The 20,447-nt window shown below is 68.0% G+C and carries 19 protein-coding genes; 10 read left to right on the plus strand and 9 right to left on the minus strand.

What is annotated here, in order from left to right:
• Positions 1–2 precede the first annotated feature (2 nt).
• Entirely contained in the window at positions 3–752 is a 750-nt protein-coding gene (locus D892_RS0108540; protein WP_024800838.1) for an SDR family oxidoreductase, read from the minus strand.
• 86 nt (positions 753–838) lie between these two features.
• Between D892_RS0108540 and D892_RS0108545 the strand changes: the two genes are divergently transcribed.
• Positions 839–1,672, plus strand: a complete 834-nt coding sequence (locus D892_RS0108545) for a helix-turn-helix transcriptional regulator (protein ID WP_024800839.1) — start codon at positions 839–841, stop codon at positions 1,670–1,672.
• Between the two features lie 286 nt (positions 1,673–1,958).
• On the opposite strand, the gene D892_RS0108550 is transcribed toward D892_RS0108545, so the two are convergent.
• Both D892_RS0108550 and D892_RS0108555 read right to left on the minus strand, forming a co-directional pair.
• The gene (locus D892_RS0108550; protein WP_024800840.1) at positions 1,959–2,234 is read right to left on the minus strand and encodes a hypothetical protein; all 276 of its coding nucleotides are present in this window, start codon (positions 2,232–2,234) and stop codon (positions 1,959–1,961) included.
• A gap of 117 nt (positions 2,235–2,351) precedes the next feature.
• Entirely contained in the window at positions 2,352–3,095 is a 744-nt protein-coding gene (locus tag D892_RS0108555) for a GntR family transcriptional regulator (RefSeq protein WP_024800841.1), read from the minus strand.
• Between the two features lie 140 nt (positions 3,096–3,235).
• Between D892_RS0108555 and D892_RS44435 the strand changes: the two genes are divergently transcribed.
• A complete protein-coding gene (locus D892_RS44435; protein ID WP_024800842.1) occupies positions 3,236–4,321 on the plus strand; it encodes a DUF1152 domain-containing protein in 1,086 nt (361 codons plus the stop codon).
• On the opposite strand, the gene D892_RS0108565 is transcribed toward D892_RS44435, so the two are convergent.
• The 6 genes from D892_RS0108565 to D892_RS0108595 all read right to left on the minus strand — a co-directional run bounded on the left by D892_RS0108565 (position 4,282) and on the right by D892_RS0108595 (position 11,362).
• Positions 4,282–6,294, minus strand: coding sequence for a molybdopterin-dependent oxidoreductase (locus D892_RS0108565; protein WP_051499027.1), 2,013 nt, complete (start codon positions 6,292–6,294; stop codon positions 4,282–4,284). The two genes, D892_RS44435 and D892_RS0108565, sit on opposite strands and share 40 nt — an antisense overlap.
• A 259-nt stretch (positions 6,295–6,553) precedes the next feature.
• Positions 6,554–7,705, minus strand: coding sequence for an acetyl-CoA C-acetyltransferase (locus tag D892_RS0108575; RefSeq protein WP_024800844.1), 1,152 nt, complete (start codon positions 7,703–7,705; stop codon positions 6,554–6,556).
• Positions 7,706–7,795: 90 nt separating this feature from the next.
• Entirely contained in the window at positions 7,796–8,419 is a 624-nt protein-coding gene (locus D892_RS0108580; protein ID WP_024800845.1) for a TetR/AcrR family transcriptional regulator, read from the minus strand.
• A gap of 64 nt (positions 8,420–8,483) precedes the next feature.
• Positions 8,484–9,218 (minus strand): hypothetical protein, encoded by a 735-nt coding sequence (locus D892_RS0108585; RefSeq protein WP_024800846.1) that lies wholly within the window; start codon positions 9,216–9,218, stop codon positions 8,484–8,486.
• Between the two features lie 124 nt (positions 9,219–9,342).
• Positions 9,343–10,137, minus strand: coding sequence for an SDR family oxidoreductase (locus tag D892_RS0108590; protein WP_024800847.1), 795 nt, complete (start codon positions 10,135–10,137; stop codon positions 9,343–9,345).
• Positions 10,138–10,150: 13 nt separating this feature from the next.
• Positions 10,151–11,362: an acyl-CoA dehydrogenase family protein gene (locus D892_RS0108595; RefSeq protein ID WP_024800848.1), complete on the minus strand. Its 1,212-nt coding sequence runs from the start codon at positions 11,360–11,362 to the stop codon at positions 10,151–10,153.
• A 79-nt stretch (positions 11,363–11,441) separates the two neighbouring features.
• Between D892_RS0108595 and D892_RS0108600 the strand changes: the two genes are divergently transcribed.
• From D892_RS0108600 to D892_RS0108645, 8 genes are all read left to right on the plus strand, one after another.
• Positions 11,442–13,007 (plus strand): FadD3 family acyl-CoA ligase, encoded by a 1,566-nt coding sequence (locus tag D892_RS0108600; RefSeq protein WP_024800849.1) that lies wholly within the window; start codon positions 11,442–11,444, stop codon positions 13,005–13,007.
• On the plus strand, positions 13,004–13,966 hold the full coding sequence (locus D892_RS0108605) for an enoyl-CoA hydratase (RefSeq protein ID WP_255360213.1): 963 nt from the start codon (positions 13,004–13,006) through the stop codon (positions 13,964–13,966). The genes D892_RS0108600 and D892_RS0108605 overlap by 4 nt, the downstream gene beginning before the upstream one ends.
• Positions 13,967–15,097 carry an acyl-CoA dehydrogenase family protein gene (locus D892_RS0108610; RefSeq protein WP_024800851.1) on the plus strand — a complete coding sequence of 377 codons (1,131 nt, stop codon included), beginning with the start codon at positions 13,967–13,969 and terminating at the stop codon, positions 15,095–15,097.
• Between the two features lie 154 nt (positions 15,098–15,251).
• Positions 15,252–16,256 carry an acyl-CoA dehydrogenase family protein gene (locus D892_RS0108620; protein WP_024800852.1) on the plus strand — a complete coding sequence of 335 codons (1,005 nt, stop codon included), beginning with the start codon at positions 15,252–15,254 and terminating at the stop codon, positions 16,254–16,256.
• A gap of 220 nt (positions 16,257–16,476) precedes the next feature.
• Positions 16,477–17,559 carry an acyl-CoA dehydrogenase family protein gene (locus D892_RS0108630; protein ID WP_024800854.1) on the plus strand — a complete coding sequence of 361 codons (1,083 nt, stop codon included), beginning with the start codon at positions 16,477–16,479 and terminating at the stop codon, positions 17,557–17,559.
• Positions 17,560–17,875: 316 nt separating this feature from the next.
• Positions 17,876–18,352: a MarR family winged helix-turn-helix transcriptional regulator gene (locus tag D892_RS0108635; protein WP_024800855.1), complete on the plus strand. Its 477-nt coding sequence runs from the start codon at positions 17,876–17,878 to the stop codon at positions 18,350–18,352.
• Positions 18,352–19,605: an MFS transporter gene (locus tag D892_RS0108640; protein ID WP_024800856.1), complete on the plus strand. Its 1,254-nt coding sequence runs from the start codon at positions 18,352–18,354 to the stop codon at positions 19,603–19,605. The genes D892_RS0108635 and D892_RS0108640 overlap by 1 nt, the downstream gene beginning before the upstream one ends.
• Before the next feature lie 73 nt (positions 19,606–19,678).
• Positions 19,679–20,431, plus strand: coding sequence for a DUF427 domain-containing protein (locus D892_RS0108645; RefSeq protein WP_024800857.1), 753 nt, complete (start codon positions 19,679–19,681; stop codon positions 20,429–20,431).
• Positions 20,432–20,447: the final 16 nt, after the last annotated feature.

The following is a 20,447-nucleotide window of genomic DNA, read 5'->3' on the forward strand; positions in this document are numbered from 1 at the left end:
TATCAGGCAAGCGCGCCGTACTCGCTGTTTCCCGCTCCCCACACGTATCCCCACAGCCGGCCGGTGGGGCCGTCGGTAGGCAGGGTGGCGAGGTGGACGATGGGTTCGGCGCCCTGTTCAGGAGTGCGGAAACCCGTGTGGCCGTTGAGGTCCGTGGCCGTGTACCCCGGGTTGGCGGCATTGACCTTGATGGGAGTATCCCAGAACTCCTTGGCGTATTGGGCGGTGATCATGTTCAGTGCGGTCTTCGAGGACGGATAGGAGATCGCGCCCATCCCCCAGAAGGGGCCGTCCGGATCGAGGGCGAGGGATATCGAACCGACCTCGCTGGAGACGTTGACGATCCGGGCGGCCTCGGCTTCGCGCAGCAGCGGCAGCATGGCGTTGGTGACCGCGACGACGCCGAAGACGTTGGTCTCGTAGACATTCCGCAGCGTCGCCAGCGTGGTGGAGGACGCCTTGCCATCGCCCTCCAATCCGCCGGTGATGGCGGCGTTGTTGATCAGGATGTCGAGCTTGCCGAATTCTTCGCGGATCCGTGCGGCCGCGCGGGTTATCGAAACCTCGTCCGTGACATCCAACTGCACGAAACGGGCGGCCGCGCCGCCGACGATCAGCTTGTCGGCGGCGGCCTGCCCGAGTTCGGGGTTGCGGGCGCCGACCAAGACGGTCGTGCCGCGGGCGGCGAGTTGGCGGGCGGTTTCGTAGCCGATGCCCTTGTTGGCACCGGTGATCAGGGCTGTTGTGGTCATGCCGTCCAGCGTTGCGGCCGATGCCGGCGCCGGGGAGGACCAAGTTGTACCACCCACCGGGCACGGATTCGGCGCAGACTGTGAGCATGGCCGACCGGACCGAACTCGCGGCATTCCTGCGCACCCGGCGGGCCCGGCTGCGCCCCGGTGACGTCGGGCTGCCCGAGGGCCTCAACCGCCGCACCGAGGGGCTGCGTAGGCAGGAGGTCGCGCAGTTGGCGGGGCTGTCGGTCGACTACTACATCCGGCTGGAGCAAGCGCGCGGATCGAAGCCGTCGCGACAGGTGCTGACCGCGCTCGCCCGCGCGCTGATGCTGTCCGCCGACGAGCGGGAGTACCTGTTCCGTGTCGGTGGTGAGAACCCGCCTTCGATTACCGGACCGAATTCCACGGTGCCCCAATCGGTTCGGACAATTCTCGACAACCTGGCCGACACCCCGGCCTACGTCGTGGACGCCGCCTACGACATCCTCGCGTGGAACGCCTTGGCCGTGCACTTCATCGGCGACCTGGACGCGATGCCCGGCCGGGACCGCAACATGATCCGCTGGATCTTCCGCCAGCCCGCCGACCACCCGCACTGGGACGACGAGTCGGCCGTCGCCTTCGCCCGCTCCACGGTCGCCGACCTGCGCGCCGCCTACGCCCGCTACCCCGGCAACCCCGCCCTGGCGAGCCTGGTCACCGAATTACTGGGCACCTCACCACGTTTCGTCGCAATGTGGGCCGACCACGACGTGGAAGTCCGCCGCGCCCACCGCAAATGCGTCCACCACCCCCAACTCGGCCCCCTCGAATTCGAGTGCCAGGTCATGCACATCTCCGACACCGACCAACGCATGATCCTCTACTGCGCCACCCCGGGCTCCCCCACCGAGGCCATCTTCCACAGCCTCACGTCCACTTCACCGCAGCTGTAACCGCAGCCAACGTGGATAAGTGCAAGTAAGAAATCCATACTGTACTTTAACCATCCCAAAGTACAGTATGGATCCAATTCCGTTGCCGAACAACGTGTTACAGGAGACTATCGGCGCTGTCGCGGCGAGCGCAGTACGGTCGACGGACAGGCCGTGACAGCGATCCACTCGGCCGATGAGTGACCACACCTGGGAGCTGGAGCGCAGCCGGTTGAACTGGCCCAGCGACCTTTGGTGGCGCCGTCGAGGGCTGCACCAGTAGCTCGCCGGCCGCTGCATGACTCTTCTACTGGCCCGCCCCGGGACCATCGGCGGAGATAGCGCTGGGCAACTTCACGACGGACGCCGCCTCCTTACCAGAAGAGTAGGCCGCCAACTCCGCAAGCGCCCGAACCCCGAGGTCCAGCAGGTTACGTAACGCGGTCTCATCGAAGACGAACTCGAATTCATCTCCACGGCCGCCGAATACGAGCGTAACGCTGTCGCCGTCATCGACAACCGTTCGCATCGGACAGCGCCCATCGACAATTGCCCACGTCCCTATGGTCAGTGGCTCGAACATCGCGATCCCCTCTCCTCCCGAATCTTGCTCGATACTCAAGTGGACTATGCCACATGCCACCGATGTGGTCTATGCCAGTTCGCCTGGCTAACGACCATGGACTCGATTCCGAAGGGCTCATTCCACGGGGTACTCCCTGCTGAACGACCAGATCTGTTGCGGATACACTGCCTCGTCCAGCTGCAACACCGCGTCACCGGAGTCGAAGACCGCGAGTTGGTACACGAGCACGGCAGAAGGACGTCCGAGGTCCAGGACTCGACGTTCGTAGGCGGTCGACAACCGTGCACATACCTGATCGCGCGCATACGAGCAGGTTGTGCCCAACACTTCGGCTACATAGCTCGCAGTTCCACCGCGGACACGTTCGAGCTCGAGAAGCCGTGGCGCGCGCACCGCCAGCGACGCCGGAAACCACGATGTGGACAACTCGACAGAGCCGACGACCGCACCACGGATCAGGCGACGGCGCTCGATCACATCGGATCCGGCCGGAATTCCCAATGCGTCGGAGACATACGCCGGGGCAGCAACGACACCCGCATGCAGAAACTCGACCGATTCGTTGTCCGAATACATCGTCCCGAATTCGGCTACCCGAGAATATCGTTCACGTGCACGCGGAGCAGCCGGGCGGTTTCGGACGTAAGTGCCGGAGCCGCGCCGCGACTCGACCAGTCCCTGCTGTCGCAGCACTTGCAGTGCCTTACTGGCTGTGGGCCGCGCTACTCGCCAGTCGGCGGACAACTCACGTTCCGACGGCACCTCGGCGCCAGGAGGCAGGTCACCTCGCACGATTCGATCGCGAAGATAGCCCGCGATCTGCAGGTACTTCGGCAGGACTTCTTCGATCTCCGGCATCCGACAACCATCCTGTCCCAATCGTCATACCGCATGGTCCCCACGACGAAGTGAAGTACCATAGGCCACTAGCCAATGTAGCAATCACCACCGAACGCGGCCCACGATGACGAGGACACCAGATGACTCGAACCCTAGCGATGGCTGCAGGTGGTGGCGGGGACGCCATCACGGCCGCTGTGCTCGGCCGCAGAATCGGCGACGGGGATCTGGTCGCGATCATGAGCTACTCCTGGGACCGTCTGATGGTGGATCCCCTCCCCGGACCGCGTAGCCGATCAGATTTTGTTGGTCTCGAGGAATTGGGGCCGAGTGTGTTCGAGATCCGTGCCGGGTCCCGGCTTCGCCAGAAGGGTACTTCTACTCTGCCACGCCTCGCCGACGATCTGGGAGAACGGCTTCTGCTCTTGGATCCCAGTACAGGGTCGAATGGGGTGCGTGACCAAATAAGTTGTGCTGCATACGAACTGGATATCGATAACGTACTTGTTGTCGACGTCGGCGGCGACATACTAGCGCGAGGAAGCGAGGCAGGTTTGAGGACGCCGCTGGCGGACTCGCTTTCACTCGCGGCATGTGCCGAGTTGGAGGTTCCGACTCGGTTGTGGGTCTGCGGACTCGGCCTGGACGGCGAGCTGACCATGGACGAACTGAACCAACGTCTGGACGAGGTCGGCACTCGGCAGGTCGCCACGCTGAGGAACGAGGACTTCGATGCGGTCCGGACCGTCTTCGACTGGCATCCGTCCGAAGCCACCGGACTGCTGGCCGCTGCGGCAAGCGGACTTCGTGGAAACGTCGAAACCAGGCAGGGGCAGACCACTGTCGCAATGACCGATGTTTCGACAATCGTTTACAAGATCGCCGTCGCGGACGCGATCGAGGGCAGTCTGGCCGCCGATCTCATCGATACTTCCAGCCTGGCGGATGCCGAATGCGTCATTCGGAAACACCGCGGATCCACCGAGATCGACTTCGAGCGGCAGCGCTCGGCGGAACGCTCGGCACGGTCACCGCTCCCACCGACAACGCAGATGCTTCCGCGACTCGATCGGTACACAGAGGAAGCGCGGGTCCGCGGTGTCGACTTCCTGACATTCCGCCGGGTAGCCGAGTTCGCGCGGTCGACCGATCCGGCAGCGGGGGCGGCACTACGCGAGTTGCTGGCTGCGCATCGGCCCGACAACTATGCGCCGCCGCTGTACCGCACTGCCTCAGGTTCGTGAGCCGCAGCCACTGGCCGCGGCTTCACCTCGACGCGGTTGTCGTGGAAGACCGCTCCGCCGCCGAAGTCGGAGTCGCGTTCGGCGATTGTGGCGTTGACGGTCGGGCCGCCGGTGAGCTTGGCCCAGCGGCCTTTGGTGGTGGCGGCTACGCCGGGGCGGATGCGGTCGGAGACCTCGGCTATGGCTTCGAAAGAGCCGCGGGTGTTCGAGACGAGTACCGTTGTGCCGTCGGTGATCTCGCGGGCAGCCGCATCGTCGGGGTGGAGGGTTATTCGGGATTCGCCTGCGCGGCGGCGTAGTTCGGGGTTGTTACCGAATGTGGTGTTGAGGAAGTAGTGGGACGCAGCGGAGATCAGGACGAGGCCGTCACCCGGGTCGGACGGTGGAATGTACGACGGGAGCGGGTCGTGGCCGGCCTTGTCGGCACGGAACGAGACGAATTGCACCTTGTCCTTCGGGACCGGGCCGGGCTCCACGCGCAGGAAACCCTCGGACCGTAAGCGGTCGATGTCGTAGTCCTTCAACAGTTGCCGGGCCAGGTCCTCGTCGGAGTCGTAGAGCGACGGTTCGGTGAGACCCATATGCCGGGCCAGCCGACGGAAAGTCTCCGTCGTGGACAGGCATTCGCCGGGCGGGTCAACCGCGGGCTCGTTCCAGACCAGGTACATGTTGCCGTAGGCGGCGATCACGTCGAGGTGTTCGGGTTGCATGGTGGCGGGGAGGACGATGTCGGCGTAGTCGACCGTGTCGGTCGGAAAGTGTTCCAGCACAACGGTGAACAGATCCTCGCGGGACAGGCCCTCGATCACCTTGCCCTGCTGCGGATTCGAGCCGACCGGGTTGGCGGCGATCACGAACAGCGCCCGCACCGGTGGGTCGTCGACCTCCAGCAGTCCCTCGCCGATCCTCGTCTGCGACAGCATCCGCACCGGGTTCGGCAGCAGGTCGAAGCGCACCAGGTCGGGCAGGCCGAGCTTGAAATGGCCGGTGGTCGAATAGTGCAGTCCCCCACCGGGAATCGCCCAGTCGCCGGTGACGCCCGGCAGACAGGCCATGGTCCGCAACGCCATTCCACCACCGGCATGACGCTGAATTCCCTGCGATGCCCGGATCGCGGTCGGCCTGGTACGGGCGATGCGCTCGCCGAGGGCCACGATCTTCTCCTGCGGCAGCCCGGTGATTCCCGCGACTCGTTCCGGCGTGAATTCCGCTATGCGCGTCCGGAATTCATCCCAGCCAACCGTCTTCTCGGCGATGAACTCCGCATCCTCGGCCCCCATCGAGACGATCACGTGCATCAGCCCGAGCGCCAACGCCGCATCGGTGCCGGGCAGCGGCGCCAGATGTTCGTCGCAGCGCTCGGCGGTACGGGTACGCACCGGATCGATCGCCACCGTGTAGGCACCGCTGTCCTGGATGAACTTCCACACGTGATGCCCGGAAGTCAGCGGATTCGTGCCCCACAACAGAATCAGCTTCGACTTCACGAAATCCTCGGGATCCATGCCGCCGGAAGTACCGAGCGTGTATTTCATCCCCAGGCTTCCCGAGACCGAGCAGATGGTCGGATCCATCAGCGACGATCCCAGCACGTTGAAGAACCGCCGCCCCGAAAAGCCTTCCAGCCCTTGGATGAATCCGAGACTCCCGGTCCCGTGGAACGGCCAGATCGCCTCGCCGCCGTACTCGTCGATGATCCCGGTCAGCCGCGACCCGATCTCGTCCAGCGCCTCGCCCCACGAGATCCGCTCGAACCTCCCCTCCCCCTTACGCCCCACCCGCCGCATCGGATGAGTGATCCGATCCGACGCGTGCAACTGCTCGAGGTACCGATTCACCTTCACACACAGCGCACCCCGGGTAACCGGATGCTCCTTGTTCCCCCGCATCCCGACCGCGACCCCGTCCTCGACGGTCACCACCCAGGAGCACCCGTCGGGGCAATCGAGCGGACAAGCACCGAGAACCTTCACACGATCAATCGTAGGGGTTCACCCGGGCACGCCTCGTGCCGTTGCACCCGGTTTGCGTCTCTGAACAGGCCGAACAGTCGCAGCCGGATTCCGATCGAGCCGCGCGGAACCCGCTCTGCCCACAGGGTTCGCATCACCGACGCATGCCTCGCCATTCCGGCACGCTTTCGGCCGGAATGCCGTTCCGCATGTGGATCCCGGCCGAGAGCATGCCGGGATGACGGGGCCACACACCTGGGGCGAATACCGAGGGCGCAGCTCAGCTCAACCGCTCGATGATGGTGGCGTTGGCCGTACCCCCGCCCTCGCAGATGGTGAGCAGGGCGTAGCGGCCGTTGACGCGCTCCAGCTCGTTGAGGAGGGTGGCGAACAGTTTGGCGCCGGTGGCTCCGAGCGGGTGGCCCAGGGCGATGGCGCCGCCGTTGACGTTGACCTTGTCCGGATCGGCGCCGGTTTCCTTCAGCCAGGCCAGGACGACCGAGGCGAATGCCTCGTTGATCTCGATGACGTCCATGTCGTCGATGGTGAGGCCGGTCTGCTCCAGTGCCCACTTGGTCGCCGGGATCGGCGCGGTCAGCATGTAGATCGGGTCGGCGCCGCGCGCGCTCACGTGGTGGATGCGGGCCCGCGGTCGCAGGCCGTACTCGCCGACCGCCCAGTCCGAGGCGAGCAGGGTGGCGCTCGCGCCGTCGGAGATCTGGCTGGCCACGGCCGCGGTCAGCGGGCTGCCCTCGCTCAGCGGCTTCAGGCCGGCCATCTTCTCCAGGCTGGTCTCGCGCGGGCCCTCGTCGATCCAGAAGTCGCCGACCGGCACGATCTCGCGGTCGAACTTGCCCTCCGCGATGGCCTTTCGCGCGCGCTCGTGGCTGCGCAGCGCCCAATGCTCCATATCCTCGCGGCTGATGCCCCACTTCTCGGCGATCAGCTGGGCGCCGTTGAACTGCGACACCTCGCCGGTGCCGTAGCGATGATCCCAACCCTGCGAACCGACGAACGGCGATTCGAAGCCGTACTCCTTACCGGCCAGCATTGCCGCCGAGATCGGGATGGCGCTCATGTTCTGCACGCCGCCCGCCACGATCACCTCCGCGGTGCCGCTCATGATGGCCTGCGCGCCGAAATTGATTGCCTGCTGGCTGGATCCGCACTGCCGGTCGACGGTCACGCCCGGCACGGATTCCGGATAGCCGGCGGCCAGCCAGGCCGTGCGGGCGATATTGCCGGCCTGCGGGCCGATCGCGTCGACGCAGCCGAAGATCACGTCGTCGACCCGGTCCGGATCGATCGTGTTGCGCCCCAGCAGACCTTGCAGCGCCGTCGCGCCCAGATCGGCCGGATGCACACCGGCCAGCGACCCGCCGCGCTTCCCGATCGGGGTGCGGACGGCGTCGATGACGTACGCCTCGCGCACGGGTGTGTAGGGGCGGCGGTCGGACGATGCGGGCATGTCGGGAACTCCTCTGTGCGATGCTGCGCTCGAGCGATTCGGTCCTGGACGGGCTCACAGCCCGGTATTCGCCCTCTCGGACGCGGGATTGGTCAATCCGTCCAGCACGATGGTGAGGTACTGCTTGGCCAGGCTGTCCACGGTGATCCGGCCGCCGGGCTGATACCAGCGCACGGCGACCCACACGGTGTCGCGCAGGAATCGGTAGGCGAGCTCGATGTCCAGTTCGGGCCGGAAGCTGCCGTCCTCGACGCCTTGGCTGAGCACCTTGTGCCAGAGTTCGCGGAACTCCTTGTTGTACTCGTCGATGTAGGTGAAACGCGGTGTGCCGCTGAGCCTCTTGGCCTCGGTCTGATAGATCGCCACGGCGGCGTGCCAGTGATCGAACGACTCGTAGGACGCGAGTACCAACGCCTCCAACGTATCTCGCGCCGACAGGCCCGAATCGACGATCTCGCGGTACCGCCCGAACAGATCGTCCAGGAAGCCGCGCAGAATCTCGTCCACCATCGACTCCTTGGAATCGAAATGGTGGTACAGGCTGCCGGATAGAATCCCGGCCGCGTCGGCGATGTCGCGCACCGTGGTCGCGCGCAGCCCACGCTCGGCGAACAGACCGGCCGCCAGGGCGAGCAGTTCGTTGCGACGTGCGGATTTGGATGCGTCAGCTGCGGGCACCCGCCCATAGTACAACCAAGCATTTGCTTGGTCCATCGTCGGTCGAATTCCGTCTCCCGCGCGCTCAGCGCATCGAGAACCGCAGCGGCGACGACACCGACAGGTCGGCCAGCAGCCGGTCGCAGATGTCGACCGGCGACACCCCGGCCCGCGCCATCCGCGCGACCAGCGCCAGTCGCCGCTCGCAGCTGTCCCACTCGACGGTCAGCGGCTCCCGGCCCGGACCGGCGTCGACGGTCGCCATCACCCGCGGCGCGCCGTCGGGCGTGGCCACCTCGATGATCTTCAGCACCATGCCGCGCTGCCAGGCTCGATAGGTCTCCATATCGGCGCCGACCACCAGTTTGTCCGTGGCCGCGCACAGTCCCTCGGCGATCCCGTCGGCGAAGGCGAGCCGATCGAAACCGAATGCGCGACAGTGCCGCACCACCTCGAGCAGATCGGCCCGCACCTCGCGCAACAGCGCGTTCCGCTTGCGCAGGCGCAGCGCGTCGGCGGATTCGCCACCGGCGGACCGGTGCACCAGGCCGATGCGCTGGGCACGCACGCGATCGCGCGCCATATCGGTGCGCAACGCGCCCCGGGGGTCGCGCGTGACCTCGGCCTCGTCGACCGAGTACTGCTCCAGGATCTGCTCGGCACGCGCGGCAGTCACATCGGGGGACGCGTGCTCCAGGAGTTCGGCGCCCAGGGCGAGAGCGGCCAGCACGGCGCTGTCCAGCCGCCGACGGGCCAGTACCACTTCTCGCACCAGCTCGAGTTCCAGCTCTTCGTTGTCCTGAGGACGGTCCAGTTCCATGAATGGTGGTCCCTTCGAGAAGAGGAACCGGCCTTCATCAGGATTGCACAACCAGGGGTGTGCGGCGCCACCCATTTTCCACCGTCGGCAGACGACACGCCGCACACCGGCGGCGCAGGCGAGATCAGGCGCGCTGGCTGCTCACCGAGACCACCTCGCCGGTCAGATACGACGTGTAGTCGCTGGCGAGCATGGCTATCGTGGCCGCCACCTCCCACGGCTCGGCGGCGCGCCCGAATGCCTCGCCGGCGGCCAGCCGGTCCAGCAGATCGGACGAGCTGACCTTGTCCAGGAACGGGTGCCGGGCGATGCTCGGCGCGACCGCGTTGATGCGCACGCCGAGTTCGGCGGCCTCGACCGCGCTGCACCGGGTCAGCGCCATCACGCCCGCCTTCGCGGCGGCGTAGTGCGCCTGGCCGTGCTGCGCGCGCCAGCCCAGCACGCTGGCATTGTTGACGATCACGCCGCCGTGGCCGGCCGTGCGGAAGTAGTTCAGCACCGCGCGGGTGCAGCGGAAGGTGCCGTTGAGGGTGATGTCGAGGACCTTGTCCCACTGCTCGTCGGTCATGTCGACAACCGGTGTCTCGCCGCCCAATCCGGCGTTGTTGACCATGATGTCGATGCGGCCCAGGCGCTCGGCGGCCGCCCGGATCAGCTCGTCGACCTGTTCGGTGCTGGTGACGTCGCACACCACCGACGCCACCCGGCGGTCGGGGTAGGCGGCGGCCAGCTCCTGTTCGGTCTGCTTCAGCCGGCGCTCGTGCCAGTCGGAGACCACGACGTCGGCGCCCTCGTCGAGCATGCGGCGGGCACTGGCCGAGCCGATGCCGGTGCCGGCGGCGGCGGTGATCACGGCGTTCCGGCCGGCCAGCAGGCCGTGGCCGGAGATCGGCTGCGGCGCAACGGAAAGGTCTGTCACGGGATGGTCCTTCCTACCGGGCCTCGCGCGGCAGACCGAGCACGCGTTCGGCGATGATGTTGCGCTGCACCTCGTTCGAGCCGCCGTAGATGGTGTCGGCACGGCTGAACAGGAACAGGCGCTGCCATTCGTTCAGGTCGTCGGGGAGCGATTCGAGGCCGGGGGCGCCGAGTACGTCCATGGCGAGTTCGCCGAGGCCGCGATGCCAGTTGGCCCACAACAGCTTCGACACCGACGCCTGGCCCGCGGCCGTGCGGGCGTCCGTGTTGTCGTGCGCGGACTCCAGGGTGCGCAGCGCGTGGGCGCGCAGCACCCGCAGCCCGACCCAGGCCCGATCGATCCGCTCGGCGATCACCGGATCGTCCAGTGCGCCATTGCCTTCCGCCACGGCCTCCAGATTGCTCAGCTCGCGGGCGAACTGGATCTGCTGGCCGACCGTGGAGATGCCGCGCTCGAAGGTGAGCGTGCCCATCGCGACCCGCCACCCCTCGCCGGGCTCGCCGACCACGAGATCGGCCTCGGTGCGGGCGTTGTCGAAGTACACCTCGTTGAATTCGGAGGTCCCGGTGAGCTGGTTGATCGGCCGCACCTCGATACCGGGCTGATCCATCGGGACCAGCAGGTACGACAGCCCGTGATGCCGGGACGAGCCGGGCTCGGTGCGGCAGATCGCGAAGCACCAGTCGGCCACGTGCGCCAGCGAGGTCCAGATCTTCTGCCCGTTGATGGTCCATCCGTCGCCGTCGCGGCGCGCGGAGGTGGTGACCGCCGCCAGGTCGGAGCCCGCGCCCGGCTCGGAGTAGCCCTGGCACCACAGCTCCGTGACGGTCTTGATACCCGGCAGGAACCGCTTCTTCTGCGCCTCGGTGCCGAACGCCAGCAGGGTCGGGCCGAGCAGCTCCTCACCCAGGTGCGAGACCCGGCTCGGGGCGTCGGCCTTGGCGTACTCCTCGTGGAAGATCACCTGCTGGCGCAGCGTGGCGTCGCGGCCGCCGTACTGCTCGGGCCAGCCGAGGCAGGTCCACCCGGCCGCGGCGAGGTGGCGATCCCACTCCAGTCGCTCGTCGAACGCCTCGTGCTCGCGCCCGGGACCACCCAGCCCGCGCAGTGCGCGGAACTGTCCGTTCAGGTTCTCGGCCAGCCATTCGCGCAGTTCGGCGCGGAATTCGGCATCCTGGGAGGACTCCGCCGCGGCACCCGAATCGTGGGTCTGGATCACACTCACTCCGGTAGAGTAACCTACCAAGCACTTGCTTTGTAGACCGACAGATTTCGATTTCGCGGCTCGCCGCGGGAGGACGACCGTGACAACCTTCCCCGCCCCCGGGCAGACCACCCCCGCCGCCCTGCACGAGGCGGCGGGCCAGTACGGCGACGCGACCGCCGTCATCGACGGCGACGTGCGCCTGAGCTGGGCGCAGCTGCTCGACGCGGTCCGGGAGGCCGCCGGGGCGTTGATCGCCCGCGGCGTGCGGCCCGGCGATCGGATCTCGGTCTGGGCGCCCAACACCTACCACTGGGTGGTGGCCGCGCTGGCGATTCACTACACCGGCGCGGCGCTGGTGCCGCTGAACACCCGCTACGTCGCCGACGAGGCGGCCGACGTGCTGCGGCGCGTGAACGCGAAGGCGCTGTTCGTCGCCGGACCGTTCCTGGGGCGGGATCGGCTGTCCGAATTGCGTTCGGTCGCACCGGATCTGGTGATCGACACGGTTGTTGTCATTCCAGGAGACGCTCCCGCCGCCGCGGACGACTCCCCCTCCGTCGTCGCGTGGCCGGAGCTGGCCGGGCTCGCCGCACAGGTGCCCGGCGACCAAGTGGTCGCGCGCGGGGAATCGGTTGGCCCCGAAGACATCTCCGACATCCTGTTCACCTCCGGCACCACCGGACGCAGCAAGGGCACGCTGGTGGCGCATCGGCAGGCCCTGGACGTGGTGCGCGCCTGGTGCGCGTGCTCGACCCTGAACAGCTCCGACCGCTACCTGGTGATCCCGCCGTTCTTCCACAACTTCGGCTACAAGGCGGCCATGCTCGCATGCCTGGTCACCGGCGCGACGATCGTGCCGCAGGCCGCCTTCGACGTGCCGGAGACCATGCGGCTGGTGCACGACCAGCGCATCACCGTGCTGACCGGGCCGCCGACGATCTACCAGACCATCCTCGACCATCCCGCCCGCGCCGAGTCCGACCTGAGCAGCCTGCGGGTGGCGGTCACGGGCGCCTCCACCGTGCCGGTGGTGCTCGTCGAAAGAATGCGCAGCGAGCTGAAATTCGACGTGGTGGTGACCGCGTACGGGCTCTCGGAGTCGGCCGGCTTCGGCACCATGTGCCGGCCCGACGACGACGCCGAGACGGTCGCCAACACCTCCGGCGGCCCGATCGCCGGCTTCGAGGTGCGCATCGACGACAACGGCGAGGTGCTGCTGCGCGGCCCGAACGTCATGCTCGGCTACCTGGACGACCCGGAGAACACCGCCAAGACCATCGACCCCGGCGGCTGGCTGCACACCGGCGACGTCGGGGTGCTGGACGAGCGCGGCTACCTGAAGATCACCGACCGGCTCAAGGACATGTACATCGCCGGTGGTTTCAACGTCTACCCGGCCGAGGTGGAACAGGCGCTCGCGCGCCTCGACGGAGTGGCCGACTCCGCGGTGATCGGGGTGGCGGACGAGCGCATGGGCGAGGTCGGCAAGGCCTACATCGTGCGCCGGTCGGGCGCCGCGCTGACGGAGGAGGACGTGATCGCGCACGCCAAGCGCACCCTGGCGAATTTCAAGGTGCCGCGGTACGTCGAGTTCCGCGATCAGCTGCCCTACAGCGCCGCCGGCAAGGTGCTCAAGCGGCAACTACGTGAGGAGATTTCGTGACTTCCGACGGCGTGCATCCCGCCCCCGATCACCGCTCTGCCTACCCCGCCCCCGACCACCGCTCTGCCTACCCCGCCCCCGACCACCCCGACGAGGGGGAGGTCGTCACCTACGAGCGCCGCGGCCCGATCGCGATCGTCACGATGAACCGCCCGCAGTACCGCAACGCGCAGAATTCGGTGATGACCTACGCGCTCGACGCCGCCTTCGCCCGGGCCGTCGAGGACGCGGAGGTCAAGGCGATCGTCCTGGCGGGCAACGGAAAACACTTCTCCGCCGGCCACGACATCGGCACGCCGGGACGCGATCACCGCGTGTCCTACGACAACAAGGCCGTGCTGTGGTGGGACCACGTCGACCGCGAGGGCGGCGATCAGCGTTTCGCCCGCGAGTCCGAGGTGTATCTCGGGATGTGCCGGCGCTGGCGGGAGATCCCCAAGCCGACCATCGCGGCCGTGCAGGGCGCGTGCATCGCCGGGGCGCTGATGCTGGCGTGGTCGTGCGATCTGATCGTGGCCGCCGAGGACGCCTTCTTCTCCGATCCCGTGGTGCGCATGGGCATTCCGGGGGTGGAGTACTTCGCCCACCCGTGGATGCTCGGGCCGCGCCGCGCCAAGGAGGTGCTGTTCACCGGCGAACGCTTCAGCGCCGCACAGGCTTACGACTGGGGCATGGTCAATCGCGTGGTGCCCCGCGAGGACTTGCGGACGCACGCGCTGGAGTTGGCCGAAAAGATCTCGGACATGCCGCAGTTCGGGCTGGCGCTGACCAAGAGGGCCGTCAACCAGTGCGAGGACCTGATGGGGATGCGCGCCGGCATGGACGCGGTATTCGGGCTGCACCACTTCGCGCACGCCCACAATGCCGAGGTCGGCGCCGACTCGCTGGGCGGGATGACCGCCAAGTCCATGAAGGCCAGCGCCGAAGCCGGCAACGCGAACCAGAAGGGTGGGAAGTAGATGGATCTCGACTACGACGCGCGCACCGAGGAATTCCGGCTCGAGGTCCGGGAGTTCCTGCGCGCCAACGTTCCCGCCACGCCGCTGCCATCGATGGACACCCGGGCCGGCTTCGAGGCGCACCGGGCCTGGGAGCACACGCTGGCCGAGGCTCGGCTGTCGGTGGTGTCGTGGCCCCGTGAACACGGCGGCCGGGATGCGTCGCTGCTGGAATGGGTGTTGTTCGAGGAGGAGTACTACGCCGCCGGGGCGCCCGGCCGGGTCAGCCAGAACGGCATCTTCCTGCTGGCTCCGACGCTGTTCGAGCACGGCACCCCGGAGCAGCTGGAGCGCATCCTGCCGCGCATGGCGCGCGCGGACGACATCTGGGCGCAGGCGTGGTCGGAACCCGAGGCCGGTAGCGACCTCGCCGGTATCCGCTCCACCGCCCGGCGGACCAACGGTGGCTGGGTGCTGAACGGGCAGAAGACCTGGAGTTCGCGTGCGGCGTATGCGGATTGGGCGTTCGGCCTGTTCCGCAGCGATCCGGAGGCGGAGCGCCACCGCGGGCTCACCTACGTGATGTTCCCGCTGTCCGCCGACGGGGTTACGGTCCGCCCGATTCCGCAGCTCGACGGGGAGCCCGGGTTCGCGGAGATCTTCCTGGACAACGTCTTCGTCCCGGACCGAGACGTGATCGGCACGCCGAACGAGGGCTGGCGAGTCGCGATGAGCACCTCCAGCAACGAGCGCGGCCTGTCGCTGCGCAGCCCGGGCCGGTTCAACGCGACCGCGCGGCGACTGATCGAGCTGTGGCGGAGCACCGCCGATCCGGCCGATACGGCGGCGCGAAATCGCGTGGTGGACGCCTGGATCGGCGCGGAGGCGTACCGGCTCAATACCTTGTCGACCGTCACCCGGCTGGCCGAGGGCGGCAAGCTCGGCGCGGAATCCTCGGTGAACAAGGTGTTCTGGTCCGAACTCGACATCGCCATGCACGAGACCGCCCTGGATCTGCTGGGTCCGGCCGCCGAACAGACGAGCGCCTGGACAGACGGCTACCTGTTCTCGCTGGCGGGCCCGATCTACGCGGGCACCAACGAGATTCAGCGCAACATCATCGCCGAACGCCTGCTCGGGCTGCCCAGGTAGGCGATCGGAGGATGTCGATGCACACGCGGAACGCCGCCGACCGGCGGGCCCTCGTCGCCACGCCGGCGGCGATACCCGGCACCCGAATCACACAGATCTGCACACGGAACGCCACCCAGCGCGGCGTGGCCCGTATCTCGGATTGGACCGCCCGATGAAGTTTGCCCTCTCCCCCGAACAACGGGATTTCGCCGACAGCCTCCGCAAGATGTGCGAAGCGGCCGGGACTCCAGGCATCGTGCGCGCCTGGAGCGGCGGAGATCACCGCGGCGGTCGCGGGCTGATCCGGCAGCTCGCCGGTGCGGGTGCGCTGGGCCTGATCATCGATGAGAACCACGGCGGCCTGGGCGCCGAGACCATCGACCTGGTGGTGGCGATGCGGGAGCTCGGGCGCGCGGCCGTGCCCGGACCGCTGGTGGAGACGGCGGCCGTGATTCCCACACTGCTGCAAGCGCTTCCGGATTCGGCCTCGGCGCGACGGTGGCTGCCGGCCTTCGCGGAGGGCCAGGCCCTGGGCACGATCACGCTCGCCCCGGACGCGCCCGCGGTCGACGCCGACACCGCCGAGGTGGTGCTGGTCGCCGACGGCGACCGGGTGTCCATCGGCCACCGGACCGACCCCGTCCGGTCGGTGGACGCGGCGCGGCGCCTGTTCACCGTCGCGGCGGATGAGGTTGTCGCCGAGGGAGATGCGGTACGCGCGGCCCTGGACGCCGCCTTCGACGCCGGGGCCCTGGCGACCGCGGCCCAGCTGCTCGGCGCCGGACGGGCGCTGCTGGACACCAGCGTCGCCTACGTCGAGCAGCGCCATCAGTTCGGCAAGCCGATCGGTCGATACCAGGCCGTCAAGCATCATCTGGCGAATGCGCTGATCGGCCTGGAGATGGCCGAGCCGCTGCTGAATCGCGCCGCGCTGAGCCTGGATTCGCCCGACCGCGCCCGCGACGTGTCGGCGGCCAAGCTCGCCTGCGCCGAGGCCGCCTACCGCACCGCCCGGATCGCCCTGCAGGTGCACGGCGCCATCGGCTACACCGCCGAACACGACCTGTCGCTGTGGCTGGCCAAGGTGACCGCATTGCAGTCCGTGTGGGGCACAGCCGATTTCCATCGGGCCCGGGTCGGTGCGGCCTTGCGAGCGGAATCGGAGGCGCTCGGGTGAGGATCAGCGGCGAACTCCCGGACCGGGACGGCACCGAGGCGGGGCACGTCGAGACCGAGCCGCGGCGCGGCCGTACAGCTCGTACCGGTGCGGGATGCACCGGAAGGCGGGTGGCCGACGCGGAACGAATCGCACCGGCCGGACCGGTGACGGCGATGTGCCGGGGAGCGCTGGGGCCGGGACGCGGAGTCGTGCAGGGAGACGATATGGGAGACCGGATATGAGCAGCACCGCGGAACTTCAGGATCTCGCCGCCACGGTGCGGGCCGTGCTGGCCAAGCACGGCGATCGAGACGCGCTGCGGCGCGCGATCGACGGCGAACCCGGCTACGACGAACAGCTGTGGACACTGCTGTGCGAGCAGGTCGGCGTTGCGGCACTGGCGATTCCGGAGGAGTTCGGCGGCATCGGCGCGGGGCTCACGGCGGCGCTGATCGTCGTCGAGGAACTCGGCCGCACCCTGCACGCACCGCCGATGCTGGGTTCGGCGGTGCTGGGTGCGCAGGCATTGCTGCTGTCCGGCAACGCCGAAGCCTGCGCGCGGCTGCTGCCGGAGGTCGCCGAGGGCACCCGCACGCTGGCATTGTGCTGGGCGGATCGGGCCGGTTGGGACACTCCGGGAATCCGAGTCGAGAACGGGAAGCTCACCGGCACGGCGCATTACGTCGTCGACGGCGCGACGGCGGACACCCTGATCGTGCTCACCACCGAGGGCGTCTACGAAATCGACGCCACCGCACCGGAAGTCGCCCGCAGCACCACCCCGACGATGGACCCGACCCGGAGGCTGGCCGAGATCACCTGCACCGCCGCCCCCGCCCGTGCGCTGGGCGGCGACCCCGCGACCGTGACCGCCCGGCTGCGCCACATCGCCTGGGCGGCGCTGGCCGCCGAACAGATCGGCGCCGCCGGGCAGTGCCTCGCGGCGACGGTGGAATACACCGGGTCCCGCGTGCAGTTCGGCCGCCCGATCGGCAGCTTCCAGGCGCTCAAGCACCGCATGGCCGATATGTACGTGCTGGTGGAATCGGCCCGCTCGGCCGCCTACACCGCCATCGCCGCCCTGCCCGACACCGGCGCCGATCCGCGGGCATCGGCGGCACACCCCGACGCCGCCCTGGATCTGTCCGCCGCGCGCATCCACTGCACGCAGGCGTTCGGCGCGGTCGTGGGCGAAATGGTCCAGATGCACGGCGGCATCGCCATCACCTGGGAACACGACGCCCACCTGTACTTCAAACGCGCCCACGGCGATTCGCAGCTCTTCGGCCACCCAACCCGCCCGCTGGCTCGCCCCGCCTGACCGCCGCAGTGCGCCCGCCGGCGGGACGAGTTTCCATCCGGCGGGCGCACCAGTCAGCGGGACCGATCGGAGTGCGAGGCCGGTCGATCGCTCCGCCGATCGCCTCCCCGCCCCGCCTCGTCCTGTCCCGTTCCGCGACACGGGAGTGACCACACCACCGATCACCTCGTCGTCCCGCTCACCCTGCGGCCCGGCACGGCACCGGCGCGGGCGAAGATCCGCCGGTCTATCCACCACCTGCCGTGCCCCATCTCACAGCCCGAATACATAGTTAGCCTATGTACATAGATAGTTAGCAAATGTAAACTAAAAAATCGTGCAGTCGAGCCCCACCACCCAGTCCACCGGCCGCGAGGAGCTACTCGTCGACATCGTCGTCGCCGCGAGCCGGCTCACCCGGCTGGCGGGGTCGTTCGGCGGAAACGAGCTGCCGCGCGCCATGGTGCGCGCGCTGTCCGTGCTGGACGAGCGGGGTCCGCTGCGGGTCAGCGAGTTCGCCCGGATCGACGGGTGTTCGCAGCCATCGGCAACGGCGCTGATCGGCAGGCTGATCGCAGCCGGACTGGCCGGCCGCACCACCGATCCCGGCGACTCCAGAGTCGTGGTCGTCGAGCCGACGCCGGCGGGACGCACCCGCTTGGCAGCGTCCCGCCGCGCGATCGGTACCGCCCTGTCACAGCGATTGCCCGACCTCGATATCGACCGGCTCGCCCCACTGAGCGACGAGCTGAACGAACTGCTCGAGGCCCTGAAATCGGCTGCGCATCGAGAAGATTCGATTCAGGAGCGTTGATGAGCACCTCTCTCTCGCCGCGCGCCGCCACCGACGCGCCTGCCGCCACGAAGAACAAGCAACCCAAGTCCGTGTGGGCGGTCGCCTTCGCCTCGGTCATCGCCTTCATGGGTATCGGCCTGGTCGACCCGATCCTCAAGCCGATCGGCGAGCAGCTGCACGCGTCGCCCTCGCAGGTGACGCTGCTGTTCACCAGCTACATGCTGGTCACCGGTGTGGCCATGCTGATCACGGGCGTGATCTCCAGCCGCTTCGGCGCCAAGAAGACGCTGCTGGCCGGCCTGGCGATCATCGTGGTGTTCGCGGCGCTGGCCGGTAGTTCCGGCACGGTCGGGCAGATCGTCGGGTTCCGCGCCGGCTGGGGACTGGGTAACGCGCTGTTCATCGCGACCGCCCTGGCCACCATCGTGGGCGCGGCCAGCGGCGGGGTCGCCCGGGCGATCATCCTGTACGAGGCCGCGCTGGGGATCGGCATCGCCGCCGGCCCGCTGGTCGGCGGATTCCTCGGCGGATTCAGCTGGCGCGCACCGTTCTTCGGCGTCTCGGCGCTGATGGCGATCGCCTTCGTCGCGATCGTCGTGCTGCTGCCGCAGAGCCCCGAGCCCACCCACCGCACCTCGATCGTCGCGCCGTTCAAGGCCCTGCGGCACCGGGGTCTGCTGCTGGTCAGCATCACCGCGCTGCTGTACAACTACGGGTTCTTCACCCTGCTCGCCTATACCCCGTTCCCGCTGGACATGGGCACCTACGCGATCGGGTTCATCTTCTTCGGGTGGGGCCTGGCACTGGCGCTGGCATCTGTTGTGGTCGCACCGAAGGTGCAGCGCGCCTTCGGCACCGTCCCGATGATCGCGCTCGCGCTCGGGTTGTTCGCCGCGGACCTGGCCGCGATGGCGATCTGGGCCGACCAGAAGCCGGTGCTGATCGTGGGCACCGTGCTGGCCGGACTGTTCCTCGGCGTGAACAACACGCTGATCACCGAGGCCGTCATGATCTCGGCGCCGGTGGAGCGCTCGACCGCGTCGGCCGCCTACAGCTTCGTCCGCTTCGCCGGCGGCGCCGCGGCCCCGTACCTGGCCGGCAAGCTCGGCGAACACCAGATGGCGCTGCCGTTCTGGGTCGGCGCGGCCTGCACCGCGGTCGGCGTGCTGGTACTACTGGCCGGACGTTCGGCCCTGTCCCACATCGACGACCACGACCCGGCCGAGCACAGCGTGACCGAGGCCGAAGCCGTCACCGTCGGCGACGACTGACAACCGGCCTGGCGCACGAAACGCACTCGCGCAACCCGATCGAGTTCACCGGGCAGGGGTACGGTCGGCGAGTATGACCGATACAACTCGGAGGCGGGTCAGGACCGAGGCCTGTCGTAAGCGGGTGCGGGCCTTTGCCGGTGGACAGCTGGTGGTCGACACGGTCACACCGACGCTGGTCTGGGAGCACCCCTACTATCCGGCCTACTACCTGCCTCTCGCCGATCTGCGCGCCGAGCTGGAGACGACCGGTTCCATCCGCCATTCGCCCAGTCGCGGCGAGGGCGTCGAATATCACGTCGTGATCGATGGCATCACCAAATCCGCTGCGGCCGTGCGGTATCCGAATTCGCCGATTCCGGAGCTGCGGGAGCTGGTGCGGCTGGACTGGGAGCTGATGGACGAGTGGTTCGAGGAGGACGAACCCGTTTATGTGCATCCGCGCGATCCTTACAAGCGCGTGGATATCCTGGCGAGCTCCCGGCACGTCCGGATCGATGTCGGCGGGCAGACCGTCGCCGAATCGCGCGCGCCACATATCTTGTTCGAAACCGGTTTGCCGCCAAGGTATTACCTGCCGATGCTCGATCTCCGGACCGAACTGCTGACGCCGTCGCCGACGCGGACGCGCTGCCCGTACAAGGGCACGGCCGAGTACTTCAACGTCCGCATCGACGGCACCGAATACTCCGACCTGGTCTGGACGTACCGCGCCCCGGTGCCCGAAAGCCAGAAGATCGCCGGACTGGCCTGCTTCTACGACGAGAAGGTGGACGTATACGTCGACGGCGAACTACAGGAACGCCCGAAGACACCGTTCGCCTGAGCCGATCCGGAAAGAC

Source organism: Nocardia sp. BMG51109, from assembly GCF_000526215.1.
In the GTDB taxonomy this organism is placed as follows: Bacteria; Actinomycetota; Actinomycetes; order Mycobacteriales; family Mycobacteriaceae; genus Nocardia.

What these genes read in the sequence shown, in the direction of transcription:
- D892_RS0108610 (WP_024800851.1), top strand. Translation starts at nt 13,967, where the DNA reads ATGGATCTCGACTACGACGCGCGCACCGAGGAATTCCGGCTCGAGGTC.
- D892_RS44435 (WP_024800842.1), top strand. Translation starts at nt 3,236, where the DNA reads ATGGCTGCAGGTGGTGGCGGGGACGCCATCACGGCCGCTGTGCTCGGC.
- D892_RS0108545 (WP_024800839.1), top strand. Translation starts at nt 839, where the DNA reads ATGGCCGACCGGACCGAACTCGCGGCATTCCTGCGCACCCGGCGGGCC.
- D892_RS0108645 (WP_024800857.1), top strand. Translation starts at nt 19,679, where the DNA reads ATGACCGATACAACTCGGAGGCGGGTCAGGACCGAGGCCTGTCGTAAG.
- D892_RS0108630 (WP_024800854.1), top strand. Translation starts at nt 16,477, where the DNA reads ATGAGCAGCACCGCGGAACTTCAGGATCTCGCCGCCACGGTGCGGGCC.
- D892_RS0108550 (WP_024800840.1), bottom strand. Translation starts at nt 2,234, where the DNA reads ATGTTCGAGCCACTGACCATAGGGACGTGGGCAATTGTCGATGGGCGC.
- D892_RS0108585 (WP_024800846.1), bottom strand. Translation starts at nt 9,218, where the DNA reads ATGGAACTGGACCGTCCTCAGGACAACGAAGAGCTGGAACTCGAGCTG.
- D892_RS0108620 (WP_024800852.1), top strand. Translation starts at nt 15,252, where the DNA reads ATGAAGTTTGCCCTCTCCCCCGAACAACGGGATTTCGCCGACAGCCTC.
- D892_RS0108640 (WP_024800856.1), top strand. Translation starts at nt 18,352, where the DNA reads ATGAGCACCTCTCTCTCGCCGCGCGCCGCCACCGACGCGCCTGCCGCC.
- D892_RS0108540 (WP_024800838.1), bottom strand. Translation starts at nt 752, where the DNA reads ATGACCACAACAGCCCTGATCACCGGTGCCAACAAGGGCATCGGCTAC.
- D892_RS0108555 (WP_024800841.1), bottom strand. Translation starts at nt 3,095, where the DNA reads ATGCCGGAGATCGAAGAAGTCCTGCCGAAGTACCTGCAGATCGCGGGC.